The 25,563-nt window shown below is 40.1% G+C and carries 22 protein-coding genes; 16 read left to right on the top strand and 6 right to left on the bottom strand.

The annotated features are described in order from the left end of the window. Positions 1 to 188 precede the first annotated feature (188 nt). The 9 genes from ABIN91_RS10610 (at position 189) to ABIN91_RS10650 (ending at position 11,196) form a co-directional block, all read left to right on the top strand. Positions 189 to 938 carry an ROK family protein gene (locus tag ABIN91_RS10610; RefSeq protein WP_348051071.1) on the top strand — a complete coding sequence of 250 codons (750 nt, stop codon included), beginning with the start codon at positions 189 to 191 and terminating at the stop codon, positions 936 to 938. Between the two features lie 18 nt (positions 939 to 956). Then, positions 957 to 2,963 (top strand): transketolase, encoded by a 2,007-nt coding sequence (tkt, locus tag ABIN91_RS10615; RefSeq protein ID WP_348051072.1) that lies wholly within the window; start codon positions 957 to 959, stop codon positions 2,961 to 2,963. 80 nt (positions 2,964 to 3,043) lie between these two features. Further along, positions 3,044 to 3,751, top strand: a complete 708-nt coding sequence (rpiA, locus tag ABIN91_RS10620; protein ID WP_348051073.1) for a ribose 5-phosphate isomerase A — start codon at positions 3,044 to 3,046, stop codon at positions 3,749 to 3,751. A gap of 89 nt (positions 3,752 to 3,840) precedes the next feature. Then, entirely contained in the window at positions 3,841 to 4,938 is a 1,098-nt protein-coding gene (gene tal, locus ABIN91_RS10625; protein ID WP_348051074.1) for a transaldolase, read from the top strand. A gap of 95 nt (positions 4,939 to 5,033) precedes the next feature. Then, positions 5,034 to 5,654 carry an HAD-IA family hydrolase gene (locus ABIN91_RS10630; RefSeq protein ID WP_348051075.1) on the top strand — a complete coding sequence of 207 codons (621 nt, stop codon included), beginning with the start codon at positions 5,034 to 5,036 and terminating at the stop codon, positions 5,652 to 5,654. A 144-nt stretch (positions 5,655 to 5,798) separates the two neighbouring features. Next, a complete protein-coding gene (gene gndA, locus ABIN91_RS10635) occupies positions 5,799 to 7,205 on the top strand; it encodes an NADP-dependent phosphogluconate dehydrogenase (RefSeq protein WP_348051076.1) in 1,407 nt (468 codons plus the stop codon). 51 nt (positions 7,206 to 7,256) lie between these two features. Further along, positions 7,257 to 8,777, top strand: a complete 1,521-nt coding sequence (zwf, locus tag ABIN91_RS10640; protein WP_348051077.1) for a glucose-6-phosphate dehydrogenase — start codon at positions 7,257 to 7,259, stop codon at positions 8,775 to 8,777. A gap of 1 nt (position 8,778) precedes the next feature. Further along, positions 8,779 to 9,504, top strand: coding sequence for a 6-phosphogluconolactonase (gene pgl, locus ABIN91_RS10645; protein WP_348051078.1), 726 nt, complete (start codon positions 8,779 to 8,781; stop codon positions 9,502 to 9,504). 159 nt (positions 9,505 to 9,663) lie between these two features. Next, positions 9,664 to 11,196, top strand: a complete 1,533-nt coding sequence (locus tag ABIN91_RS10650; RefSeq protein ID WP_348051079.1) for a glycoside hydrolase family 28 protein — start codon at positions 9,664 to 9,666, stop codon at positions 11,194 to 11,196. Between the two features lie 3 nt (positions 11,197 to 11,199). On the opposite strand, the gene ABIN91_RS10655 is transcribed toward ABIN91_RS10650, so the two are convergent. The 4 genes from ABIN91_RS10655 to ABIN91_RS10670 form a co-directional block, all read right to left on the bottom strand. Next, the gene (locus ABIN91_RS10655) at positions 11,200 to 11,913 is read right to left on the bottom strand and encodes a hypothetical protein (protein WP_348051080.1); all 714 of its coding nucleotides are present in this window, start codon (positions 11,911 to 11,913) and stop codon (positions 11,200 to 11,202) included. Between the two features lie 74 nt (positions 11,914 to 11,987). Then, positions 11,988 to 12,938 (bottom strand): EamA family transporter, encoded by a 951-nt coding sequence (locus ABIN91_RS10660; protein ID WP_348051081.1) that lies wholly within the window; start codon positions 12,936 to 12,938, stop codon positions 11,988 to 11,990. Positions 12,939 to 12,948: 10 nt separating this feature from the next. Then, complete coding sequence (locus tag ABIN91_RS10665; protein ID WP_348051082.1) at positions 12,949 to 13,422, bottom strand: Lrp/AsnC family transcriptional regulator; 474 nt, start codon at positions 13,420 to 13,422, stop codon at positions 12,949 to 12,951. A gap of 179 nt (positions 13,423 to 13,601) precedes the next feature. Next, positions 13,602 to 13,910 (bottom strand): RNA-binding protein, encoded by a 309-nt coding sequence (locus ABIN91_RS10670; RefSeq protein ID WP_348051083.1) that lies wholly within the window; start codon positions 13,908 to 13,910, stop codon positions 13,602 to 13,604. 132 nt (positions 13,911 to 14,042) lie between these two features. Here ABIN91_RS10670 and ABIN91_RS10675 point away from each other — a divergent pair, with 132 nt between their 5' ends. Further along, positions 14,043 to 15,095, top strand: coding sequence for a nucleoid-associated protein (locus tag ABIN91_RS10675; RefSeq protein WP_348051084.1), 1,053 nt, complete (start codon positions 14,043 to 14,045; stop codon positions 15,093 to 15,095). A gap of 81 nt (positions 15,096 to 15,176) precedes the next feature. Here the strand turns inward: ABIN91_RS10675 and ABIN91_RS10680 are convergent, their stop codons facing one another. Continuing rightward, entirely contained in the window at positions 15,177 to 17,303 is a 2,127-nt protein-coding gene (locus tag ABIN91_RS10680; protein WP_348051085.1) for a 7TM diverse intracellular signaling domain-containing protein, read from the bottom strand. Between the two features lie 137 nt (positions 17,304 to 17,440). On the opposite strand from ABIN91_RS10680, the gene ABIN91_RS10685 reads away from it, so the two are divergent. The 4 genes from ABIN91_RS10685 (at position 17,441) to ABIN91_RS10700 (ending at position 23,549) form a co-directional block, all read left to right on the top strand. After that, on the top strand, positions 17,441 to 17,893 hold the full coding sequence (locus ABIN91_RS10685) for a response regulator (RefSeq protein WP_348051086.1): 453 nt from the start codon (positions 17,441 to 17,443) through the stop codon (positions 17,891 to 17,893). A gap of 262 nt (positions 17,894 to 18,155) precedes the next feature. After that, positions 18,156 to 21,695, top strand: a complete 3,540-nt coding sequence (locus ABIN91_RS10690) for a PKD domain-containing protein (protein WP_348051087.1) — start codon at positions 18,156 to 18,158, stop codon at positions 21,693 to 21,695. Beyond that, positions 21,695 to 22,702 (top strand): type IX secretion system membrane protein PorP/SprF, encoded by a 1,008-nt coding sequence (locus ABIN91_RS10695; protein ID WP_348051088.1) that lies wholly within the window; start codon positions 21,695 to 21,697, stop codon positions 22,700 to 22,702. Before ABIN91_RS10690 ends, ABIN91_RS10695 begins: the two co-directional genes overlap by 1 nt. 88 nt (positions 22,703 to 22,790) lie before the next feature. After that, complete coding sequence (locus ABIN91_RS10700; RefSeq protein WP_348051089.1) at positions 22,791 to 23,549, top strand: SGNH/GDSL hydrolase family protein; 759 nt, start codon at positions 22,791 to 22,793, stop codon at positions 23,547 to 23,549. A 190-nt stretch (positions 23,550 to 23,739) separates the two neighbouring features. On the opposite strand, the gene ABIN91_RS10705 is transcribed toward ABIN91_RS10700, so the two are convergent. Continuing rightward, the gene (locus ABIN91_RS10705; protein WP_348051090.1) at positions 23,740 to 24,318 is read right to left on the bottom strand and encodes a nitroreductase; all 579 of its coding nucleotides are present in this window, start codon (positions 24,316 to 24,318) and stop codon (positions 23,740 to 23,742) included. 134 nt (positions 24,319 to 24,452) lie between these two features. Here ABIN91_RS10705 and ABIN91_RS10710 point away from each other — a divergent pair, with 134 nt between their 5' ends. Both ABIN91_RS10710 and rplU read left to right on the top strand, forming a co-directional pair. Further along, positions 24,453 to 24,953 (top strand): hypothetical protein, encoded by a 501-nt coding sequence (locus ABIN91_RS10710; RefSeq protein ID WP_348051091.1) that lies wholly within the window; start codon positions 24,453 to 24,455, stop codon positions 24,951 to 24,953. Between the two features lie 253 nt (positions 24,954 to 25,206). Beyond that, positions 25,207 to 25,515: a 50S ribosomal protein L21 gene (gene rplU / locus ABIN91_RS10715; protein ID WP_348051092.1), complete on the top strand. Its 309-nt coding sequence runs from the start codon at positions 25,207 to 25,209 to the stop codon at positions 25,513 to 25,515. Positions 25,516 to 25,563: the final 48 nt, after the last annotated feature.

The following is a 25,563-nucleotide window of genomic DNA, read 5'->3' on the forward strand; positions in this document are numbered from 1 at the left end:
ATTTGATGGGTTTTATATGATTTAAATCATATAAAAATGAAATTGCGCTTATGCAATCGGTTGAAATTTTTATATTTGTTAAAATTTATTTGTTAAAATGAAGTTTACAAACAGATAGTACTTTTAATTGTAGATATATCTATACTTGTAGTGTATCTGCGGCAAGGGCAACGAACTGAATAAAATCTATGAAACAAACATCTCCGGGCGATAAAATACTATCTATTGATATTGGGGGCTCACACGTTAAGGCAACTATATTAAACCACGAAGGTGCTTTGCAAATGGAGTACGAAAAAATTGTTACTCCGCCATCGCCAAAGCCGAAACAATTGGTTGAGGTTATACAAACCCTGGTTAAAGCGTTTCCGGTTTACGATAAAATATCGGTGGGTTTTCCAGGATACGTAAAGAACGGGGTGATATTCACGGCACCTAATTTAGGTACCGATGCATTTAAAGGCTTTGATTTGGCTAAAGCTTTAGAGAAAGCCTTAGGAAAACCGGCACGCGTGGTTAATGATGCAGATATGCAGGGCCTGGGCGTGGTAGATGGAAAAGGCTTTGAAATGGTGGTAACACTGGGCACCGGCTTTGGTACAGCTTTATTATCCGACGGGTATTTGCTTCCGCATCTGGAAATATCACAATTGCCTATCCGTAAAGGCAAAAACTACGATGAATACATTGGTGAAAAAGCTTTGGAAAAAGAAGGAGATGTTAAGTGGAACAAGCGTGTTAAAAACGTGATAGAGATATTGAAAAAGGTTTTCAATTATGATACCTTATATATAGGTGGCGGTAACGCCCGGAAAATTACTTTTAAGTTGGATGCTAATATCAAGTTAACATCCAACCGCGACGGTATTAAAGGAGGAGCAAGGCTGTGGAAAGAAGATACCCGCGAACATTTAATCACATCAAAAAAGAATCAATAATTATCATAATACTAAACAATGAGTACAACAACAAAAAGCATTGAAGAGCAGGGTATAGATACCATCAGGGTACTATCGGCAGATGCGGTTCAAAAAGCAAACTCCGGTCACCCGGGAACAGCAATGGCATTAGCGCCAATGGCACACGTACTGTGGACACAGTTTTTAAACTACAATCCTAAAAACCCAAACTGGGCAAACCGCGATAGATTTATCCTTTCAGCCGGTCACGCTTGTATGTTGCAATACAGTGTTTTATACCTTACGGGATATGATGTAAGTTTGGATGATATCAAGAATTTCCGTCAGATGAACAGCAAAACCGCTGGTCACCCCGAGTACGGCTTGTGTCCTGGTATTGATGTAACTACCGGTCCTTTGGGTCAGGGTTTTGCTAACGGAGTTGGTTTTGCTATTGCTCAAAAGCATTTGGCAGGTTACTACAATAAACCGGGCTTCGATCTTTTTGATTACCATATTTACACCATTTGCAGTGATGGTGATATGATGGAAGGGGTAACTTCTGAGGCTGCTTCTTTAGCCGGCCATTTGGAGTTGGGTAACCTTATTTATTTATATGACGATAATAAGATCTCGATAGAAGGTAGTACCGATATCGCTTTTAACGAGGATATCGACAAACGCTTTGAATCATACGGATGGCATGTACAATACGTTACAGATGTAAATGATGTTCACGCCTTAGAATTAGCCATCACAAACGCTAAAGCCGAAAAACAAAAACCATCGTTGATCCGCGTTCGCTCGTTGATCGCTTACGGTAGCCCTAATAAATCGGGTACTGCAGGTTCACATGGTTCTCCGCTTGGCGCTGATGAAATTAAATTGGTGAAGAAATTCTTCGGTTTTGATCCTGAAAAATCATTTGATGTATCTCCGGATGTATTGAAATACTATCACCAAATTGGAGAAAAGGGTACTGGTAAAGAAGATAAATGGAATAAGCAATTTGCGGATTATACAGCCAAATTCCCTGAATTAGCTGCTGAGTTTGAAACCGCGTTTAAAGGTGAATTGCCTAAAGGATGGACCGATGCATTGCCAACCTTTAAAGCCGATGCCGGTAGAATGGCAACGCGCCAGGCATCAGGTAAGGTATTGAACGCTATAGCCGCTAAATTACCACACATGATAGGTGGTGCTGCCGATTTGTCTCCATCAACCGAAACTAACTTAAAAGAATACGATTCATTTACATCCGAGAACCGTAATGGCCGTAACTTCCACTTCGGTATCCGTGAGCACGCCATGGGTTCTGCTTTAAATGGTATGGCGTTAACTAAAGGTATTATTCCTTTCGGTGCAACATTCCTGATGTTTAGCGAATACATGCGCCCACCGATCCGTTTGGCTGCCATTATGAAGATCCGCCCGATATTTGTGTACACACACGATAGTATTGGTTTGGGTGAAGATGGTACTACTCACCAACCGGTTGAGCAATTAGTATCGTTGCGTTCAATTCCAAATAACATGGTAATTCGTCCGGCAGATGCCAACGAAACCGCACAAGCCTGGAAAGTTGCTTTAGAGCATACCGAAGGTCCGGTTTGTTTGATATTCACCCGTCAGGGATTGCCAATTTTAGATCAGGATAAATACGGTAGCGCTACAGGTTTGGTTAAAGGTGCTTATGTACTTTCGCCTGCTGATGGCGACGCCCAGATTATATTGATAGGTACAGGCTCGGAAGTGGAATTGGCTTTGAAAGCACAGGCCCAATTGAAAGAAGATGGTATTGCTGCAACTGTAGTAAGTATGCCATCGTGGGAACTATTCGAAAAACAAAGCGAGGCCTACAAAGAAAGCGTATTGCCTAAAAAATTAAAGAAACGTATTGCTGTAGAAGCAGGCTCAACTTTAGGCTGGCACAAATATGTTACCGACGAAGGTGACATAGTTGGTATGCCAGGCTTCGGTGAATCTGCACCAGCTGATGTGTTGTACAAACATTTCGGCATTACAGTAGAAAACATAGTAAGCAAAGCGAAAGCAATGGTTTAGAGTAAAGAACAAGGAGCAAAGATTAAGGACCAGTAGTTTGGGTCTTTGTTCCTTGCTCCTTAAATCTTTCATCCCCAAAAATGAACTGGCAAAGCAACCTGATCAACAACCTCGAATGGTCTTCCGAGATAATTAATCTCGGCGGTAAGCAAAAGGTGGCTGCTCAAATTGCTAAGAAGGTTAAGGATGGTGATGTTTTAGGCATTGGCTCGGGTTCTACGGTTTATCTGGCTTTGCTGGCTATTGCCGATAGAATAAAAAGCGAAAAGCTGAATATTAAAGGCATACCAACATCGTTAGAGATATCGATGTTTTGCAGTAAGTTGGGTATCCCGTTAACTACCTTGTTTGAAAACAAGCCCGATTGGCTATTTGACGGGGCCGATGAGGTTGACCCGGATAATAGTTTAATTAAAGGCAGGGGTGGGGCCATGTTTAAAGAGAAGCTGTTGATAAGCTCAAGCCCGGTTAATTATATAATTGTTGACGACAGCAAGGTTGTAAAGAAGTTAGGAACTAACTTTCCTGTACCAATTGAGATCTTTCCGCAATCATTGTTATATGTGGAACAACAATTGCGGGCTTTAGGAGCAATAGAAATAGTTTTGCGACCAGCGAAGGGTAAAGACGGAGCTATAATCTCGGAGAATAACAACCTGATACTGGATTGCCACTTTGAAGATATCGGCAAAAGCCTTGAAAAAGATATTAAAGGCATAACCGGTGTTATTGAGAGCGGGCTATTTATAGGCTACGATCTGGAAATTTTAGTAGCCGAAAATAAATAGACAATTAAATATAATTGAATTAGTAAATAAATAACATTAAACAACTCTTATTCCCCCTTTAGGGGGTTAGGGGGCAAAACAACAATACAATGTCAACTAATAACGTAAAGCAGATACACAGTTTTGGCCAGAGCATCTGGTTAGATTTTATTGACCGCGCGATAATCTCGTCGGGTAAACTACAAAAACTGATTGATGAGGATGGTGTAAGAGGCGTAACCTCAAACCCGGCAATTTTTGAAAAAGCGATAACCAGCAGTTCTGATTACGATGCTGATATCAAAGCCTTAGCAGCAGATAGTAAAACTAACGAAGAATTATTCTTCGGTTTAGCTGTTAAAGATATCCAAACAGCTTGTGATTTATTCAAAAGCGTTTACGAAGAAGAAGTTAAAGGTGCCGACGGTTATGTGAGTTTAGAGGTATCTCCGTTTTTGGCTTTAAAAACTGACGAAACCATCGCGCAAGCCTTAAAACTTTGGAAACAAGTTGATCGTGAGAACGTGATGATCAAAATTCCGGGTACACAACCGGGTTTAGCAGCTATTCAAAAAACCATCAGCGAAGGCTTGAACATTAACGTAACCTTGCTTTTTGGTTTAGATCGTTACGAAGCGGTTACCGAAGCTTACATTTCTGGTTTGGAAGACAGGTTGGCTAAAGGTTTGCCAATTAATAACATATCATCAGTAGCCAGTTTCTTTTTGAGCCGTATTGATGTAATTGTTGATCCGTTATTGGATGAAAAAGGTTTAGGCGAATTTAAAGGTGAAGTGGCTATCGCTTCAGCTAAAAAAGCGTACGAAATTTACAAACGCGTATTCACAACTGGCCGTTGGGATAAATTAGCTGCCGCGGGCGCAAAACCACAACGTTTGTTATGGGCAAGTACCAGTAGCAAAAATCCTGCATTTAAAGATACTAAATACGTTGAGGCCCTGATAGGTAAAGATACTGTTGATACCGTGCCTTTAGAAACTATCGAAGCTTTCCGCGATCATGGTATTGCAGCTGATACTTTAGAGCAAGGTTTAGACGGAGCAACTGCTTTGTTAGAAAAATTGAAAACAGCCGGTATTGATTTAGATGCCATTACTCAAACTTTGGAGGATGAGGGTATTGATAAATTCAATAAGCCTTTCGAAAAGCTTTTGCAGTCGATTGAAGATCAAAAGAATAAAATATAATTCGCTTTGAAACCATCATGAGCTAAAGGGGCACAAACCTTACTGTTTGTACGGCTCATGATAGCTTCATTCCCGATGAAAAACAAATTATATAAATGAAAAATCAGCCTGTAAAAGTACTGTTCTTTGATGTTGGGGGCATTTTGCTGAGCAACGGATGGGGGCATGAATCCCGCAAGGTAGCTGCTGAAAAATTCGGACTGGATTATGCTGAAATGAATGTGCTGCACAATTTTATATTTAACGTATATGAAATTGGCAGCATTACATTGGATGATTACCTGGACACCGTAATTTTTACCGAGCACCGGGATTTTACACGCGAAGATTTTAAAGAGTTTATATACGCGCAGTCGGTTGAATTGCCTGATATGCTGGCCTGGCTTAAAGAGTGGAAAAAAACCTGCGGTTTCCGTATCATATCCATCAATAACGAAGGCAAAGAACTGAATGATTACCGGGTTGAAAAGTTTAGGTTACATGAGTGTTTTGACGCGTTCATTTCATCGTGCGAGGTTAAAATGCGCAAGCCCGACCCGGGAATATTTAAACTGGCTATGGGGATAGCCCAAGTAGGCCAAAAAGAATGTGTGTATTTTGACGATAGGGTAATGTTTGTTACCACAGCACAAAAGTTGGGTATACAAGCGTACCAGCATACTGATTTTGAAGAAACGAAAGCGATATTAGAGAGGTTGAAGCAAGAAAATAATTAAGATATAACGAGTTTTGCGAAGTACGAAGCAATCCCCGACCTACAAGGTGGACTTGCACAGCGGCTCTGCCTAAAGAGATTGCTTTGTACCTCGTAATGACGCGGGAGTGATAACTCAATAACCAATAATACAATAACTAACACAATGGATAAATACAATTTTGGAATGATAGGTTTGGGAACAATGGGCCGCAACCTGTTGTTAAACATGGCCGATCATGGCGTTGCCGGTGCCGGTTTTGATAAAGATGCTACTAAGGGCGCACAGCTTGAAAAAGAAGGTGCGGGAAAGAAAGTTAAAGGCTTTAGCGAGGTTGAACCTTTTGTAGCTAGCTTAACCAGCCCGAAAGCAATTATGATGCTGGTACCTGCCGGTAAAATTGTTGACGAAGTTATTGAAGAGTTATTGCCATTTTTAGCCAAGGGCGATATATTGATAGACGGTGGTAACTCGCACTTTACCGATACCAACCGCAGGGTTGATTACCTGGAAAGTAAGGGCTTCCATTTCTTCGGTATGGGAGTTTCTGGTGGCGAAGAAGGCGCGCGTAAAGGCCCAAGCATGATGCCGGGTGGTGATAAAGAAGCTTATAACGTAATGAAGCCGATACTGGAATCTATCGCCGCTAAGGTTGATGGCGCTCCATGTGTAACTTACATTGGGCCCGGTGCATCTGGTCACTTTGTGAAGATGGTGCATAACGGTATTGAGTACGCTTTGATGCAATTAATTGCCGAGACTTATGAAATATTACGCAATGGCTTAAAGTTAAGTGATAGCGAAATTCATGGGGTATTTGAGAAATGGAACAACGGCCGTTTGCAATCATTCCTGATCGAGATAACCCGTGATATATTTACTTATAAAGAGCCTGGTGCAAGCCATTTATTGGTTAACGATATTAAGGATGAGGCCCGTGCTAAGGGTACAGGTAAATGGACTTCGCAAGAAGCGATGAACCTGGAAACACCAATCCCATCGGTAGATTCTGCTGTGTCTATGCGTGATCTGTCTAAATATAAATCGCTGCGTATCAAAGCATCCGAATTATATAGCACCAGCGAACCGCTTTCGGTTAATAAAGATGAGTTTTTGAAAGCACTGGAAGATGCATATTTCTTCAGCATGATCATTACCTATTCTCAAGGTATGCACATGTTATCAAAAGCATCAGCTGAATATAAATACGAATTAAAATTAGATGAAATAGCTAAGATATGGAGAGGCGGATGTATCATTCGTTCAACTTTCTTAGAGCAAATTTATAACGCGTATGGTAAAGATACCAAACTGGAACACTTGCTATTGGATGGCGATGTGAAGGATTTAGTTGTTGGCGCTTTACCGGGTACACGTAATGTAATTGCCGCTGCCGTGAGCGCGGGTATCGCTATTCCGGCTTACGCGGCTTCGTTAAGTTATTTTGATAACTTCCGTACTGCTGATATGCCATCAAACCTGACACAGGCGCAACGTGATTATTTTGGCGCGCACACTTATGCTTTAATTGGCAAAGAAGGCGTTTTCCATACACAATGGATGCCTAAATAATTGCAATATATTGCCGATACTTATATAAATTGACGACCAGAAATATCTGTCATGAAAACTATAAAATCACAACCTACCATATTCTTCATATTTGGTGCTACCGGCGACTTGAGTTCGCGTAAGCTGGCACCTGCGCTTTATAATTTATTTCTTGACGGCTTTATGCCCGAGCAGTTTGCTATTGTTGGTACAGGCCGTACCAAATTGAGCGATGAGGATTTTCAGGGTAAAATGTTTGAAGGCGTTAACAACTTCTCGCGCAGCGGTAAAACTAAAGCCGATAAGTGGAAAACGTTCTCGCAAAACGTAATGTACCAGGTATCAGATGCCAAAGATGCGGAAACCTATAAAGAGTTTGGTGCTAAGATCAAAGAGAAACGTGAAGAGTGGGGGCAAGAGCCGTATGTGATATACTATCTTGCCGTATCGCCTGATTTTTTCCCGATCATATCGAGCAACATCGCTAAAGCTGGTTTAGCTTCGGATATCGAGCGTGTACGTGTGGTAATTGAAAAACCATTTGGACATGATTTAGAAACAGCCCGCGAGTTGAACAAGTTGCTTGGTGACCTATACGATGAAAAACAAATCTATCGTATAGATCATTACTTGGGTAAAGAAACCGTGCAAAACATTATGGCGTTCCGTTTTGCTAACGCGATTTTGGAACCACTGTGGAACCGTAACTATATCGAACACGTGCAAATATCCGTAACCGAGCAATTGGGTATGGGCGAGCGTGGCGATTATTACGACGGCGCCGGCGCTATGCGCGATATGATCCAAAATCATATTTTGCAATTGCTTTGCCTTGTGGCGATGGAAGTGCCAATTGATTTTAGCGCCGAAGAATTACGTAACCGTAAAGTTGAAGTGTTACGCGCTATGCGCAAATTTACTGCGGAGGATATCCGCCATTCAGCAGTTCGTGGTCAATATAGCAGCGGGTGGATAGAAGGTAAACAAGTACCGGGCTACCGCGAAGAAAACAAAGTTAACCCGGAATCGAATACTGAAACGTTTGCCGCGGTTAAGTTTTTTGTAGATAACTGGCGCTGGCAAGGTGTACCGTTCTATGTACGTACCGGTAAACGCTTACACCAATCGTCGTCGGTTATCAGTATACAATTTAAGGATGTTCCACACTTTGTGTTCCCTTCGGAAGCAACCGAAAGCTGGCAGCAAAACAGGCTCATCATCAGCATACAGCCCGAAATGAGTATCCGTTTACAGGTTCAGGCTAAACGCCCTGGCTTGGATATGATATTGAACGCTGTTGATATGGTGTTTGATTACAGCGGTACGTATGAAGGACAAGCCCCTGAAGCGTATGAAACTTTGTTACTGGATACCATGCTGGGCGATCAAACCCTGTTTATGCGTGGCGACCAGGTTGAAGCTGCGTGGGATCTGATTATGCCGATATTGAACGCATGGCAAACCAAAAAGAGCCTGAGCTTCCCTAACTACGCGGCCGACTCATGGGGCCCGGAAATTGCCGAAGCATTAATTGCCCGCGATGGTTTCCACTGGTTTACGTTGCCGTTAAACAACAATAAGAAAAAGAAATAACATGCCTACGCTTAATATATTTAAAACTACTAATGAGGTATTAACCGGTCTGGCTGATTTTTTTGTAAAATGTGCCAGCGAAGCTATTGCCACTCATGGCCGTTTTACGGTTGCTTTATCGGGTGGAAGTTCGCCTAAAGCATTGTATGAGCTATTAGCTTCGGCAGATTATAAAGATCAGGTAGAGTGGGCCAAAGTTTATTTCTTTTTTGGTGATGAGCGCAATGTTTTGGACACCCATCCCGATAGTAATGCCTTGATGGCTAAAAAAGCTTTGTTTGATCCCTTAAATATTGAGCATAATCACCTATTTAAGGTAAACACCATGCATAGCCCTGATGAAGCGGCCAAAGAATATACCGATAATATCAAGAATTTTTTTAATCACGAAACTGCTGTTTTTGATTTAGTATTGTTAGGCCTGGGCGATAATTCGCACACGGCTTCTCTATTTCCGCACACTACCATTCTGCACGATATTACGGCATCTGTTGAACCGGTTTGGCTGGAAGATCAGCAGGTTTACCGTATCAGCTTTACTGCTCTGCTAATTAACCAGGCCAGATACATCGCTTTTTTAGTATACGGCGGAGGTAAAGCAGAAGCTGTTCATCATGTACTTGAAGATGCAAGGAATATTGAAGAATACCCGGCGCAACTAATTCGAACGGATGCTGATGTGCATTGGTTTTTAGATGAACCAGCAGCATCGGTCATAAAACATTAATTAAACTTTTGTCATAGCAAGCCCGTTGGCAAACAGGCTTGCTATGACAAGTTTTAAAGATTGGTTACTCTTCGTAACAATTGTGTGTTCTACACTATAAAGTTCCTCGTTTGTAATATTTTTCTTTAATTAGGTGTGTAAACCAATTACATCCTTTTTATGAAAAACTGCCATCACTTTTTAAGTGTAAGTTTAATTGCAATACTCACTTTATCGGCAACAGCCAAAGCTCAAACCACTGGCTTTTACAGCGTTAAAACCTATGGGGCTACAGGCAATGGTAAAACTGTTGATACCAGGGCTATTGATAAAGCCATAGAAACCGCGGCCGCGGCAGGAGGGGGCACAGTTTATTTCCCAGCCGGAGATTACCTTTCGGTAACCATACATTTAAAAAGTAATGTTGGCTTATACCTTGATCATGGCGCTACCATTATTGCTGATGAAAAAGGGTATGACTTGCCAGAGAAGAATGCCAACGAGATATATCAGGATTACGGACATAGTCATTTTCATAACAGTTTGATATTTGGTGAAAACCTGGAGAATATATCCATTACCGGTCCGGGTAAAATATGGGGTAAAGGCTTGTTACGCACATCAACCAAAACTACAGTTAACGAAGGTTTTGGGAATAAAACCATCAGTTTACGATTATGCCGCAATGTGATACTGCGTGATTTTACCGTACAACATGGCGGCTGGTTTGTGTTGCTGCTAACTGGCGTTGATAACATGACCATCGATAATTTGAAAATGGATACCAACCGCGATGGTATGGATATCATATCGTGTAAAAATGTAAGGGTATCAAATTGCTTTGTGAATTCGCCGCAGGATGATGGGATCTGTTTAAAGAGTGATTACTCGCTCAACTATGCCCGTTCATTAGAAAACGTCACCATTACCAATTGTCAGGTTTCGGGATATGATGAGGGTTCACTTTTAGATGGAACCTATAAGCGCGACCCGAACGCGGTGATGAAGGGTAAGCCAATTGGCCGCATTAAATTGGGTACAGAATCAAACGGTGGGTATAAAAATGTTACCATATCCAACTGTGTATTTGATTATTGCCGCGGCTTGGCTTTAGAAACGGTGGACGGAGCGTTGTTAGAGGATGTAACCATCACCAATATCACGATGCGCGATATTGTAAATACGCCCATATTTATACGTTTAGGTGCCCGGATGCGAGGCCCAGAAGGTACACCGGTTGGCAGTTTAAAGCGGGTTATCATAAGCAACGTAATAGCTTATAATGTTGATGCTGAGCAAGGCGCTTTAATAAGCGGTATACCAGGGCATGATATTGAAGATCTGACCCTGAGTAACATTCGCTTATATTTTAAAGGTGGTGGCACTAAAGAGCAAATAGTTACCGAAGTACCGGAATTGGAGAAGGGATATCCCGAGCCATCGTCGTTTAAAACAACGCCTTCGTACGGTTTTTTTATCAGGCATGTGAAATACTTAAAAGTTAGTGATGTTGAGGTTAGCTTTATGCAGGATGATATGCGCCCTGCTTATGTTTTGGATAATGTTACCGGTGCCGATTTTCAACACATCCGCGCTCAAAAAGCTGCTGGATCCTCTACATTTATGTTAAAACAGGTTAAAGATTTTAACGTGTTTAATAGCATTGGTATACCTACTACAAAGCTAAAAGAAGTTGATAAAAAGGAGTTGTAGGCTCTAATATATAGCAATGCGCCCGTTGGATTTAATTGTGCAGTAAATGTATATAGTAGATGGTACTTTTTGTTTATTAACTGTACCAGGGGCAAACATTTTTTCATCCTCGCTCAGTAGTTCGGGGTTTAGTATGTAGCTGTCTATAATATCTGGCAGCCATTGGTTGTTTTTCCATACTTTGGCGCGCACCAATAACTTGCATTCGGCTAACCGACCAGCGGGGCTTACTAATATTTCCAGGATACCGTATAATGATCCCTCAACGTATTCTTTGTTATTTTTAACTTTAAATTTATTGATATAAGGTAAGTAGCCATACAATACACCACCAATTTTAACAGGAAGCGTTAAAGAATCGGTATCGGCAGGCTTAGGTAAAAACTCGTATTGGATAAGATTGGGTGGTAACTCATTATTCACCAATAAAAGTGGCTGTTGTGTATCGAAATTATAGTGCTGTACTACTTTGCCAGAGCTATTATAGAAATGCCACATGCCCGCCTTTTTGCCTTGAACATATATACCCGCGGCAATTACAGTCTTTTTATTATAAAATGCTCTATATGTGCCATGTTTAATATTGGTTGCATTTTTTAAAACATGATATTCTTCTGTTATCCAGGGAGAATATTTCCCTTTTTCTATAATGGTTTCTTGTGCATAAGCTGCTACGGAGATACAGATAAGAGATGATAAAAAAACAATGCGCAGCATACTTATAGATTTATCTATGGTTATGCAAGTTAAAAACTAATTGTCGAAATAATAAGTACCAGAAAGTACTTATGCTAATTCGTTAGCGGTTTTGCTTGCCCTTCTTTTTGATATTTGGCTAAATTGATCAATAGTACGCTCCCTAAAATAATAATGAGGCCAACTATCTGCAATAAAGAAATATTTTCGTGAGCGAAAAAGATGCCCAATATTACGGCTATCACCGGGTTTACATAGGCGTAAGTGCTTACCTGTGTTGCGGGCCTAACCTGTAGCAACCATACATAAGCGCTAAACGCTGCAATGGAGCCAAATAATATCAGATAGATCAAAGCTAACCAGGCATTAAGCGGAATGGCTTGCCAGTTCATACCAGGCAATTCGTTGTGAATAAATACGCCGGGTATAAATACCAGTCCGGCTATGATCATTTGCCAGGCTGTGTTTACCATTACCGAGCCTTCGGTAGCTTTATATTTAGCATATAACGAGCCGGATGGCCATGCTATAGATGCAACTACTAGCATTAGCATTCCCCAAAGTTTGGATTGGCCATCGGTTTGGTTGAATGATTTCATGATCTGCTCACCAAAGAGTAATATCACACCGGCAAAGCCTATCAGCAAACCAAAAATAGTTGATTTACTTTTAAAGTTTTCGGCCCATTTGGCTTTATCCAACACCACAAACCAAATAGGAGCGGCCGATACCATGATGGCTACCATGGCACTTGGCAACGTTTGTTCGCTCCATATAACTGTACCGTTGGCCACAAACAATAGAAGTATGCCACTCACGGCGGCATGTTTTACATTTTGCCAAACAAATAGTTTTTCGCCTTTAATAGCGCACCAGGTAATTAGCAATAGGCCTGCGCTGAAAAAGCGGATAGCCCCCAATAACATTGGCGGAAAACCACGCTCGCCCATTTGTATAAAAAAGTAGGTTGAACCCCATACAATATAAACAGTAGCAAAGGCTATAATAACCAATAACGGCGAAACGGTTTTTTGAGCTGACGGCATGATACATGTATTAAGGTATTACCAATTGTTGCTCTTCCTTCACAGTTTCGAGCACAATGGTTGTACGGGTTGAAAGTATGTTTGGTATTTTGCTAAAGCTGTTGCGCATGAGCTGCATTAGCGAAGCAGAATCATAAGTGCGGACTTTAATGAGATAGCAATCATCACCGGCTACATGATGAACTTCTTGTACTTCGGGAATTTTGGCTAATTCTAATGATGTAGTGTTTGAACCCGGTCCGTCGGCAGCTTTCATAAAAATGAATGCCAATAATTTTTGTTGCAGCACCGTTGGGTTTAAACGGGTTGTATATTGTAAGATAACCCCCTTTTGCTCCAGCTTTTTAACGCGTTCCAATACGCCGGATGGTGCCATGTTGAGTTCGCGCGCCATATCCGCGTTTGATATGCGTGCATTTTGCTGCATGAGCCTTAAAATATGCAGATCTGTTTTATCAAGAATGATATCGTTTTCGCCAATCATTCTGTGAATCTATTGTTTATCTGAATAAAATTCAAATAAATAGTTTAAAAATGAATTTTAAACTACAAATATTGTTTCTGGCTAAATTTAGAAAATTATGATATTGGCAGAATAGAGAAATAATATTCACATAATCCGGCAGAATGCCGAAAGTGAAGAGGGTTTAGGGAGAGGGGGAACTATTTGTTTCTGTCGGAGCTGCCTTTATATCCGCCTCCGCTAAATCCACCTGGTCTTGAAGTTTTTGGCCTTTCCTCTGCTTCCTTTACAACAATGTGGCGGCCGTAAATTTCTGCTTCGTTCAGGTCTTCAAGAGCTTTAAGGGCCGATTCGCGATCGGGCATTTCGGCAAAGCCAAATCCTTTGCTCTGGCCGGTTTGCTTATCGGTAATAATTTTTAAAGATGTTAGTTCACCATAATCTTCAAAAAGCTCCCGCAACTCCGATTCCTGAATTTTATAAGGCAGGTTCCCAATAAAAATATTCATATATGTTGCTTATTTTAAGCAAGATACTTAATATTTCAATATCCAATGAATTTATTTATAATTTTTTAAATATATCAACATCTTAATTACAATCTTTTTAATTTACTTTCTTTGCATTTCTAAAATCATAATATGATCGCATCTTTTGAAGCTTCGATGGAGCAACTTTCGGTACATAGGGTTGGTAATAAACTGTTAGATGAGTTTTACGTATTATCTGACGACCCAATTGGCATTACGGATGAATTGCTGAACAAGCTGTTAATGCAATACTTTTTAACCCCATTTGAGAAGGTAAACGAAGTTTATCACTTTATGCACTCCAGTGAACTGAGTTTGAATGAACTATTCCATTTCGCGGGCGAAGTATTTAATAATCCGGCGCGTTTTCACGAGGTAAGCCAGCAGATCACTAAGTTTTTGTTTGATAGTACTAATCATCCTAAGATAAAATCGGGCGAGTTATATGTGGCATTGTTTAAGGATGTGCAACTGGAAGGGGAGTTGCTTGACGCGATAGGGATATTTAAATCGGAAACTAAAGAAACCTATTTAAAGGTATATCCCGATAAGGGCGGTTTTAATTTAGAGTATGAAGAAAACGGTATCAATATTAACAAACTGGATAAAGGTTGTTTAATATTTAACAGCGATAAGGAAGATGGTTACAAAGTTTTGGTAATAGACCAAACAAACAAGAGTAATGAAGCTGTTTACTGGAAGGACGATTTTTTAAAATTGAAGATACGCAACGATAGCTTTAACCAAACCAGCAATACGCTAAGTATTTACAAAAATTTTGTAACCCAAAAAATAGACGATGAATTTGAGCTGAGCAAGGCTGATAAGATAGATCTGCTGAACAAATCGATGAAGTATTTTAAGGAAAAAGAAACCTTTGACATGGATGAATTTGCGGGCGAAGTATTGGGCAACCTACAGGCTATTGAATCGTTTAAAACTTATAAGCAGCAATATGAGCAGGATTATGAAACGGAAATAGCATCAACGTTTGATATATCTGACGCGGCAGTTAAAAAGCAGGGGCGGGTTTACAAAAGCGTTTTAAAGCTGGACAGAAATTTCCATATCTATATTCATGGTGATAAGGAATTGATTGAAAAGGGTTTTGACGATGATAAGGCGATGAACTTTTATAAAGTTTATTTTAAGGAAGAAGCGTAAGGGGGAGCTTTAGGTAGCAAGCTTCAGGCTACAAGCTGTTAGTGATTATAAAGCTTGTAGCTTGTGACTTGAAGCTTGCTGCTAACTCAAAGTTTTCGGCAGCATAATTACTACAGTAGTCCCCTTGCCACGTTTGGAGGCTACATCTATGGCTCCTTTGTGTTTTTCGATAATACCGAATACGATGGAGAGGCCCAGGCCGGTGCCTTCACCAACATCTTTGGTAGTGAAAAATGGGTCGAACATTTTTTGTTTTACTTCTTCGGTCATTCCTGCGCCGGTATCGGTAATTTCGATGCTGATGTTATCCGGATAATCTTTTGTTTGGATGAGGATGCTTTCTTTATTGTGCTTTTTCTTTTCGATAATGGCTTGTATGCTGTTATGGATAACGTTCATAAAAACCTGGTTCAATTTACCGGGGTAGCAATTGATAGGTTCTATCTTATCAAAAACAGGTGTTATTTCAATATAGTAAGGGATTGTGTTACGCAAAAGTACCAACGAGTTTAATATGCTTTTATTAATATCGGCAGGTTTTAGTTCTACCTCATCTGTGCGGCTAAAGGCGCGCAGACTTTGAACAATTTCGGCAGTGCGTGATGCTCCTTCTTCTATGCCGTCCAATAAATCGGTGATCTCTTTTCTAATAAAATCAAGGTCTATTTTTTGTTTAAACGCGATTGGCGCCTTAAAGGCTTCGGGCAAATCTGGCTGATGTTCAATAGCAGCATATTGATCTAATAAATCAAAAAGGTCTTTAAAATCAAGTTTAAGCGGCTTAATATTAGAGCGAACAAAGTTGATGGGATTATTTATCTCGTGCGCTATACCGGCTGTGAGTTGGCCCAGTGAGGCCATTTTTTCGGTTTCGATCAATTGCGATTGGGCTGCCTTTAAGTTAGTAATGAGGCCTTGCAAGTTGGCGTTACTCTCAAGCAGCTCTTTGGTGCGGCCCAAAACCATGTTCTCTAATTGGATGTTTTGCTCGGTTATTAGTTTTTCGTTTTCTTTTGCTATTTGGAGGGCAAAGAATTGTGTGTCGTTGTTTTGATCACGATAGAAATTGATCTTATCGGCCAAAGCTATCGCGAAAAGCACGAGCTCTAACACAAAGCCATAAAGTAACGCGTTTGATGTGAAGCTGTTATAAGGTAATATGTCTTTGTTTCGGCCTACTGAAATTAGTATTGATATGAGGAACGAGCTCCAGGCCAGCATAAAAAACTTAGCATGCTTTACACCATTGCGGTAAAGCCATATTCCCATTATCAATAGTAAAATGCTACTTGTGGTAGAGCATACGGTAATTATGGTATAAGCAATATTTGTACGGCCAATTAGTATAAATAGTACCGGGACCGCCCAAATAAAAAACAGTATCCGGAAATATTTATAAATATGTTTGTACTGTTTTTTAAGCTGTAAAAATTGGTTCACAAAAAGGGTTATAGAGAGCCATAAAAGCACCCTGACCATTGGTGTTACATAGCTATTTAGTATCAGGGCATCGGCAAAGTGGAGGCGATAGCCGTGTAATAGACCTTGCGATAAGCTTAAAAGCGACACGTAACATACATAGTATAGGTAGCTTTTATCCTTAATAATAAAATACAAAAACAGATTGTAAAATATCATGATCAATACAATGCCTATAAATATGCCGAAACCGGTATTTTTTGAGCTATAACTTTCCCAGTATTTGTTTTCGCTGTACACCTCTATCGGGATAACGTTTGGGGAATTACTTTGGATACGGATATAAATAGTTTGGGTAGAATTGGGCTGGATGGTGAAGTTGATGATAGTTTCTTTAGGCGAAAAGTAACCAACATCTGATTGATCGGGCTCGAGATGGGTTATCAGGCTTGTTTTTTTATTTTGGTAAAAAACATCAAAACTATCAATTATGGTACTACCTATGGTAATTGGAATATTGGTTTGATTACTGTTGTTTTTCACTTCCATTTTTAACCACACAACCGGGTTAGATACTTTAAGGCTAGGTAAATCGGTTGGCGACTCTACAAAATCTGTACGCTTTAATATGCTATCGAAAGTGAGTTTTTTAGAGGGATCGTTAATTTGTTTGAAGTAATGGTGATTGATCAGTATGACTTCGTTTTCGCGAATGGTTAAGGTATCTGATCCGGCGAAAGCAAAATATCCGTTAATGAACAGGAAGATAAAAAGCAAAACTCTTTTCATTATAAAAACCGGCAGATTTTAATTTGGATATAAATGTGCATAGAAAATTAAACTTTTTGCCTATTTTTTCGTTAAATACACAATCAACGATAACATTTACCGTTGATTTGGTTTATTTCTTTTAATTTAGTGTTTAAATGGTGCAATTTGGTGTTTTATATATTGACGACGAAATACATAATTTAAATAGCTTTAAGGCTGCTTTTAGGCGCGATTTTAATATTTACGCAGCCCAATCTGCCCGTGAAGGAAGAAAGATATTGGAGCAGAACGAGATAGCCGTTATTGTGACAGACCAACGGATGCCTGTGATGACGGGGATTGAGTTCTTAGAGTCAATTATACCTGTTTATCCGGATACTATACGAATTTTATTAACCGGTTTCAGCGATATTAATGCTGTAATGGATGCTATTAACCGTGGGCAGGTATACAAATACCTGGTTAAGCCCTGGGCGGATGAAGAGCTGAAAATGTATATTCAAAACGCGATAGAAATATACCACCTGCGTAAAGAGAACCGCGAATTAGCCAATAAACTCGAACTGGCTAATAAACAATTGAGCAATTTGACTAATACTGCATTATAGTTATTGGCTGATGATAATAGCTATTTTTTTGCGCATTAAATAAGGATTAAACCTGTTTCAATTTCATTTAATTTTCATGCCTGCTTATTAATTTTATTGAATTAATAGGTGAATTTTATAAACCAGATTTAGGTTTACTATTGGATATATTCAAAATAGTAGCTTGCATGTGTTGTTTTAAATTTTTTATCTACATTTAGAGGTAGTAAACCATGTAAAGTTTCTTACCCCTAAATGGTTTATACCCTGAATTAAAATAAACGTGAAGAGAATACAGCGGGCATTGTGTGCGGTTTTGATTTTGCTACTGATTGCGGTTAGTAACCTGTATGCACAAAATTCCAACATCGGTACCGAGTTCTGGACGGGTTTTATGGATCATATAACGGCGCCTTCGGGTGGCACCAAGATGAGTTTGTATGTTGCATCGGATGTATCGTCGACAGTTACGGTTACTATTACCGATGGTAGTTTTGCTCCGATAACGGCTAACGTTGTTGCCAATGTAATTACAATAATTGATATACCGGCTGCAGCATTTTTAGGCAACATTCAAAGTGTAACGTCAAAAGGGATACATATTGTAAGTACGGCGCCTATAGCTGTATATGCTCACATTTACCTGGGCAGCGTATCAGGAGCTACACTGGTATTACCTGTAAATACTTTAGCTACCGAATATTACTCGATCAATTATAAGCAGATATCAAATAACAATCCGGCTTATTCTACCTTTATGATAATTGCTACTGAGGATAGTACAAAAGTAGATATTACACCAACTGCCAAACTGCTTAACGGCGAAGCCGCTAATACCAAGTTTTCGGTAGTATTGCAAAAGGGCCAGATATACCAGGGGCTTTCTCTTACAGATTTAACGGGGACAATGATTAAATCGGTAAATACAGGCAGTGGGTGTAAGCGTATTGCTGTTTACTCAGGAAGTAGTAAAATAAGTATAGGCCGTAGCCCCACTATAACAAACAACGCAGGATCGGCAGATAATTTGATACAGCAGGTTTATCCTACAGCCTCATGGGGGAAAAATTTTATAACCGTTCCGTTAAAATCAAGGGATTATGATATTTTTAGGGTAGTAGTTAGTGATCCAACCGCTGTTGTTACACTTAATGGCACCAAGCTTACCGGTTTGGTAAATAATTTTTATTACGAATTTTATAATGAACAGGTAAACGTGATCAGTTCGGATAAACCTATACAGGTTGCGCAGTATTCTATTACCCAATCGGAAAAAGCTGATGGGACTCACAATAAAACAGGCGATGTAGGTGACCCTGAAATGATCTATTTGAACCCAATAGAACAAAATATAGATCATGTTACACTTTATTCAACTGCTAAGGCAGCTATCAACCCACTTCTGAATTTTATAAATGTGGTAATACCAACGCCTGCAGCATCGTCGTTTATTTTGGATGGCGTTAACCAGGCTTCTAAATTTACCGCTATAGGCAATGGCTATTCAACTGCACAGCTAAATGTTGGAGTAGGGGCTACACACAATATATCCGCAAGCCAGGGTTTCAACGCTACCGCATATGGTTTTGGTAATGCCGAGTCATACGGTTACGCGGCTGGTACCAATGTTAAAAATTTGAATGAGTATGTACAATATGTTGATCCTACTACAAACCAGGTGCAACCATCAAGCTGTACCGGTGTAACCTTAACTCCCCAAATTGTGTTACCGTACCAAACCGCCCGCATTATATGGAATTTTGGTGATAATGTTATTGATACGGTTTATAACGCTGTACCTGCTGTAATTGTTAAGGATGATACCACCAACTTATATAAGTATAGTTATAAAAAAGCGATAACCTATAGCAAATCTGGAAGTTATAATGTTAAGATCACATCGCTTGACCCGCAACTGAACGAGTGCGGCTCGAACGATGAAATATATTTGAACTTTACTATTGTTGACCCACCTCCAGCTAAATTCAGTATCGTAAAAGATTCTGTTTGTTTAAATGATGTAGTGCAATTTACAGATCAATCTGACGGATCGAACAATCCGATAAAAACATGGAAGTGGAAGTTTGGAGATGGCGATACATCGGTAATAGCCAGCCCAAGCCATGCTTATAAAGTTGCTGGTAATTATGTTATATCGCTTACGGTTGCAGGGGCAACAGGCTGTGCTACTACATTTTTAGATACTATACACGTGCGTGCATTGCCGGTTGTGGCATTTGTACCCACACCTTTACAGCCCATTTGCGAAAAGCCATTAACAGTAACGTTTACAGATAAATCAACCACCACAGAAGGAAAAATAGTTGCCTGGTTGTGGGATTTTGGGGATAACTTGACCGATACGACCAAGAGCCCTGTGCATACTTTTGCCAGTGCGCAAGCGCAACCTTATAAGGTTAGTTTAACTGTTGTTACAGACAAAGGCTGTAGTAATATATTGGTTAAAGATGTTACAGTTAATTATACACCCAAAGCCAGCTTTAATTTGCCCGATGTTTGCGAGTACGATCTGGTTACCCGTTTTACGGCTATATCATCGATACCGGATAGCACAATTGATGCGCTTACTTATACCTGGAATTTTGGTGACCCTGGCGCGAACAATACCGCGACAGGCAAAACGGTGGGCCATCACTTTAAAGGTATTGGAAAGTATGATGTTAAGCTTACCGTTACCTCGGCTTATGGTTGCGTTAAAGATACAACGCAAACGATACAGGTTAACGGTGGTAATCCCAAAGCTGCTTTTAAAATAATTGGCGGTAATAAAATCTGCAGCAATAATCCAGTGATATTCAGGAACGATGCTTATGTAGAAGGTGGATTTGAAAATGGTAAGATAACCAGTTTTAAATTTGATTTTGGTGATGGTACGCCGGTTCAGACTCTGCGTGTGGACTCGGGACAGGTATTTACCTATACTTATCCTAAAGAATATTTAACTGAAAAGGTGTACATTACATCGATGATAGCTTACTCTGGCGAAACTTGTTTTAGTGTTAAAGTGTACGATACCATTTATGTTGAACCCATCCCAAAAACAAAATTTGATGTGCCTGCCAAAATCTGTCAGAATGCAAGTCCTTTACAATTAAGAGATTATGCATTGCCAACATATACTGCGGCGCCAGCAGGGAAGCCTGTTTTTGATATTGATAATATCAGATCGCCGGATGGGGTTTTAAACCCGATAATATTGGGTACGGGCAAACATTCATTAACTTGTTATTATATATTTAACGCAACTGGATGTGCCGATACTACGCGGGATACCATAACAATTGAACCCATAGCATCGGTTAAGGCAGGCAAAGATGTTACTATTTTGTTGGGACAGCCAGCGCAGTTAAAACCCACCGTGATTGGTGGCAGTACCAATACCTTTTTATGGTGGCCAAGTGCGGGGTTGAGCGACCCTACGAGTGAATACCCTAAGGCATCGCCATTGGTTAATACAACCTATAGGCTCACGGTCACTTCAACAACAGATAGTTTGGCATGTTCTGTTAGCGATAGTTTGACAATTACTGTATTACAGCCCCCAACGGTGCCTAATACTTTTACACCTAACGGCGATAGTAATAACGATACCTGGTATATTAAAGATCTTAATACCTATCCCGGATGTACAGTGGAGGTGTATACCAGGGACGGCGGACGAGTTTTTTATTCGGTAGGATATGCAACTCCTTGGGATGGTCGTTATAATGGCGTTAATTTACCGGTTGGAACTTATTATTATGTTATAGATCCTAAAAATGGACGGAGTAAAATTGCCGGCTATGTTACAATAATCAGGTAATGAAGAGACTTTATTTTGTTGCGATACTTTTATTGATGTTTATTGGTGTAAAGGGGCAGCAACAGCCTCAATACACACAATATATTTTTAACCCGCTACTGGTTAACCCGGCGGTTAGCGGTATTGAGAATTATGTTGACGTTAAATCGGGTTACCGTAACCAGTGGAGTGGCTTATTAGGTGCTCCCATTACAACTTTCTTTAGTATTACAGCGCCATTGGGGCATAATTTTGTGCAGGGCGATGCCTTGCAGGTGCCGGATAACGGAGATAACCCGATAGGGCGTTCTTTTGTTCAAAGCTATCGCGCTGCCGAGCCGCACCATGGTATTGGCTTTACCGCAATGAGTGATAAAGCAGGCCCCATAAGGCAAACTAATATTGATGTTACTTATGCGTACCATATTGGGATAGGGCCCAATTTAAATCTATCGGCAGGGGTATCCGCAGGCATCACCAATATCAGCCTCGACGCGTCTGCTATCAGTGTTGAAAACTCACAGGATATGGCAATTAATAATGCCAACTACAGCCAGATCAAACCTAATTTAAACGTTGGGGTGTGGGCATATTCGGCTACGTACTTTGCAGGTGTATCTGTGCAGCAGCTAGTACCACAAACGCTTAGTTTTTCAACCAGTTCGGTATATAACCAGGGTAAAACCGTTCCGCATTTTTATATAACTGGCGGGTATAAGTTTTTCTTGTCCGATGATGTATCGTTAATACCATCCATCATGTATAAAATTGTTCAGCCGGCCCAAAATACGATCGATTTAAATATGAAGATGGCTTTTCGCGACCATTTTTGGATAGGGGGCTCATACCGGCAGGATGATGCGGTTGCGGGGATGATAGGTTTTACCATTAGTTCCTTCCTGTCGGTAGGTTACTCTTACGATTATACCTCATCCAATTTAAATACGGTTAGTACCGGTACCCATGAACTTGTTTTGGGAATCCATTTGGGTAATAATGGCGGTTCTGGCGCACAGCGGGGCTTCTAATAAATGTGGCGAAAGATTTGTAACTTTCGCGATATAATTGTATATTTGATACAGTTTAACCCCCTAAGAATTAAACTGTTGATTAAGTATGCAGAAAAACCTACTATTGGTATGTGGTGCTTTGTTATGTTTAGCCATTGCCGCTTGTTCTAAAACTGATGTTGCCCCTGTAGATAGTACTACAGAAGTTCTCCCGGCCATATCTATCCAGTCATTAAACATAGTTCAACAAAATAACATCGTGATTCTCGGGGGCTCTACCGCATGGGGGCAAGGTGCATCGTCGGTTCAAAATACCTGGGTTTATAAACTTCGCGCCAAGCTTAAAACCGTTGATAAAAAAGATACGATCATTAACCTCGCCTTTCCGGGATATACTACTTATCATGTACGCGCTACAGAGGGTGCTAAAGTTACAAAGCGCCCCGATGCTGATACTTTAAGAAACATAACAGTTGCCTTGCGTAAACATCCCAAACTGATCATTGTTAGCTTACCATCAAACGATATTAATAATGGTTATACTAATGAGGAGATATTGAACAATTATAAAGCCCTTGTTAGCACTTTTGTTAAAGAGAATATCCCTTACATTTTAACATCCAATCAACCTCGTAATTTTAGTTATGATCAGCGCCTTAGATTACGCAATTTTACTACACTGCTTGCTAAAACCTTCCCTGGCCATGTGATCGATTATCTCAATCAGTTAGGTGATAGCCAATGGAGCTACAAGTTGATTTATAATTGCGGCGATGGTGTACACCCCAATGATAGAGGGCATGATGTGATCTATAACGCTTTTATTAACTATGCGCCGTTTAAGGCTGCTGTGGGGATGAAATAATTGAGGTAAGAACAAGAATCAGGACCTCTTGAAAATACCCATATATACCCATAATTTGTTATTGTGGTTATTGGTTCAATAGGCTCGGTCGAATGTGCTTTGTAGAGATTGTAACACAATGACGCACGGGATATGCAATATGAAAACACCCATATATACCCATAATTTGTTATCGCGGTTATTATCCGATTTACTTAACCCAGGTTACTTTTTCGCTCAATGGTATGTTGCGTTTGCCGGTTGGTTTGGTATCGGAATAGCCGAGGTAGAGCGCGCCTAATACTACATCATCCTCACCTAAGCCTAAGTATTGTTTCATGGCCGGGCTGTGTATCATGCCGCCTGATCCCCAGTAGGAGGCTAACCCCAATGCTGTAGCGCCTAATAGTATGTTTTGCATGGCACAAGCTGTGGCGGCAATTTCTTCGAGTACTGGTATGCGTGTTAATGGTTTACGCTGCATAGTGCAAAGTATAACGTGTGATGCTTTGTTAGGCATGTTGAGTAGCTTTTCGTAGGTCATTTGCATATACTCATTGGCCGGTGTATTGGCTTTATATAGTTCGGCGTGTTGCTGGCCAAATAGTTTTGGTTGCGCGTATACGATGAAATTCCAGGGTTCGGTATTGGCATGGGTTGGCGCCCAGTCGGCTAATTCAAGCAGTGCGGTTATTTGCTCATCGGGTATTTTTTGGCCGTTCATTTCGGGCGGCTTTGTTGTACGGCGATTTTTTATGATGGAAGCGATGGTATCGAATGTGTTTGACATGTTAATTGAATTGTGTTGCAATGATAATGATTGAATGTAGTGTTTATTTCATGGAGACGTAAAAAACCACGTTTTACTTTATTATTAGATGATTTGATTTTGATTTTTCTACTTTTGGACTTTTAAATAACAACATGAGTAACGGAAAGAAGAAGATATTTTTATTGTTGAGCATTGTAGTGCCATTTATGCTTTATTGCTTTTATTATTATGGGATGATGATCAAAAATGCGCCGTATAAGTTTTCGGAGTTTGATTCGATCGTTTTTAATTATGGTACCGGCGATAGTTTAGTTAATAAATATAATTCAAAAACGATGGATTATGAATATCTGAACACCCGTGATTCGTTAATTAAAGGGCATTTGAAACTAAATAAAGATGATTTGCTGTATTTACACCGTAAAGCTGCTGATCTGGGTTTTTGGGATTTTCCGACGAATATGGTTAACGATACCAGTGTGCGTAAGGATGCTAAGGCTCCGCATTATTATATTGAATTTAAATACAAGCGTAAAAGCAAGCGGGTATTGTTTGATGCTGCTTTTGAGGGCGATCCTAAATTAATTGATGCCGCGCAGCGTTTGATCAAAGAGATACAAAAAAAGCTGGAAGAGGCGGATAAGAGAGGGTAGGGTTTAGAATTGAGAAGCAAGAATCGGGAATAAAGATTTTTTTGCGTTAAGGATAGGAGTGGATACCGGCCCGTGATTAAGGCCTGTGTAGTATGAACGGATAGCCTGGGCCGAAGGTAACGCCATTGTGGTTTTGGAATTGCGATTTCGGATTTTTATATTTTGCCTGATAAACAAATAATAATAGAGTGTTGCTATTTATAAAGTAAAAGCCTATATTTGCACCTCATTTTAAACAAACAAATAATTAACAATGTACGCAATAGTAAGTATAGCCGGACAGCAATTTAAAGTTGCTAAAGACCAGCAGATCTTTGTACACAGATTACAAGGTGATGAGGGCGCTAGTATTGAATTTGACCAGGTATTGTTAGCAGAAAACGAAGGAAAATTCAAATTAGGTACTGATTTGAAAGGCGCTAAAGTTTCGGCTAAGATCGTGTCTCATTTAAAGGGTGATAAAGTGATCATCTTCAAAAAGAAAAGAAGAAAAGGTTACAAAAAGAAAAACGGTCACCGTCAACAATTCACCAAGATCGAGATCACAGGTATTTCGTTATAATTTAAGGTTACACAATCGATAAGCCCTTTAGGCGAATCATAAAAATAT

Source organism: Mucilaginibacter sp. (assembly GCF_039921305.1).
Classification (GTDB): domain Bacteria; phylum Bacteroidota; class Bacteroidia; order Sphingobacteriales; family Sphingobacteriaceae; genus Mucilaginibacter.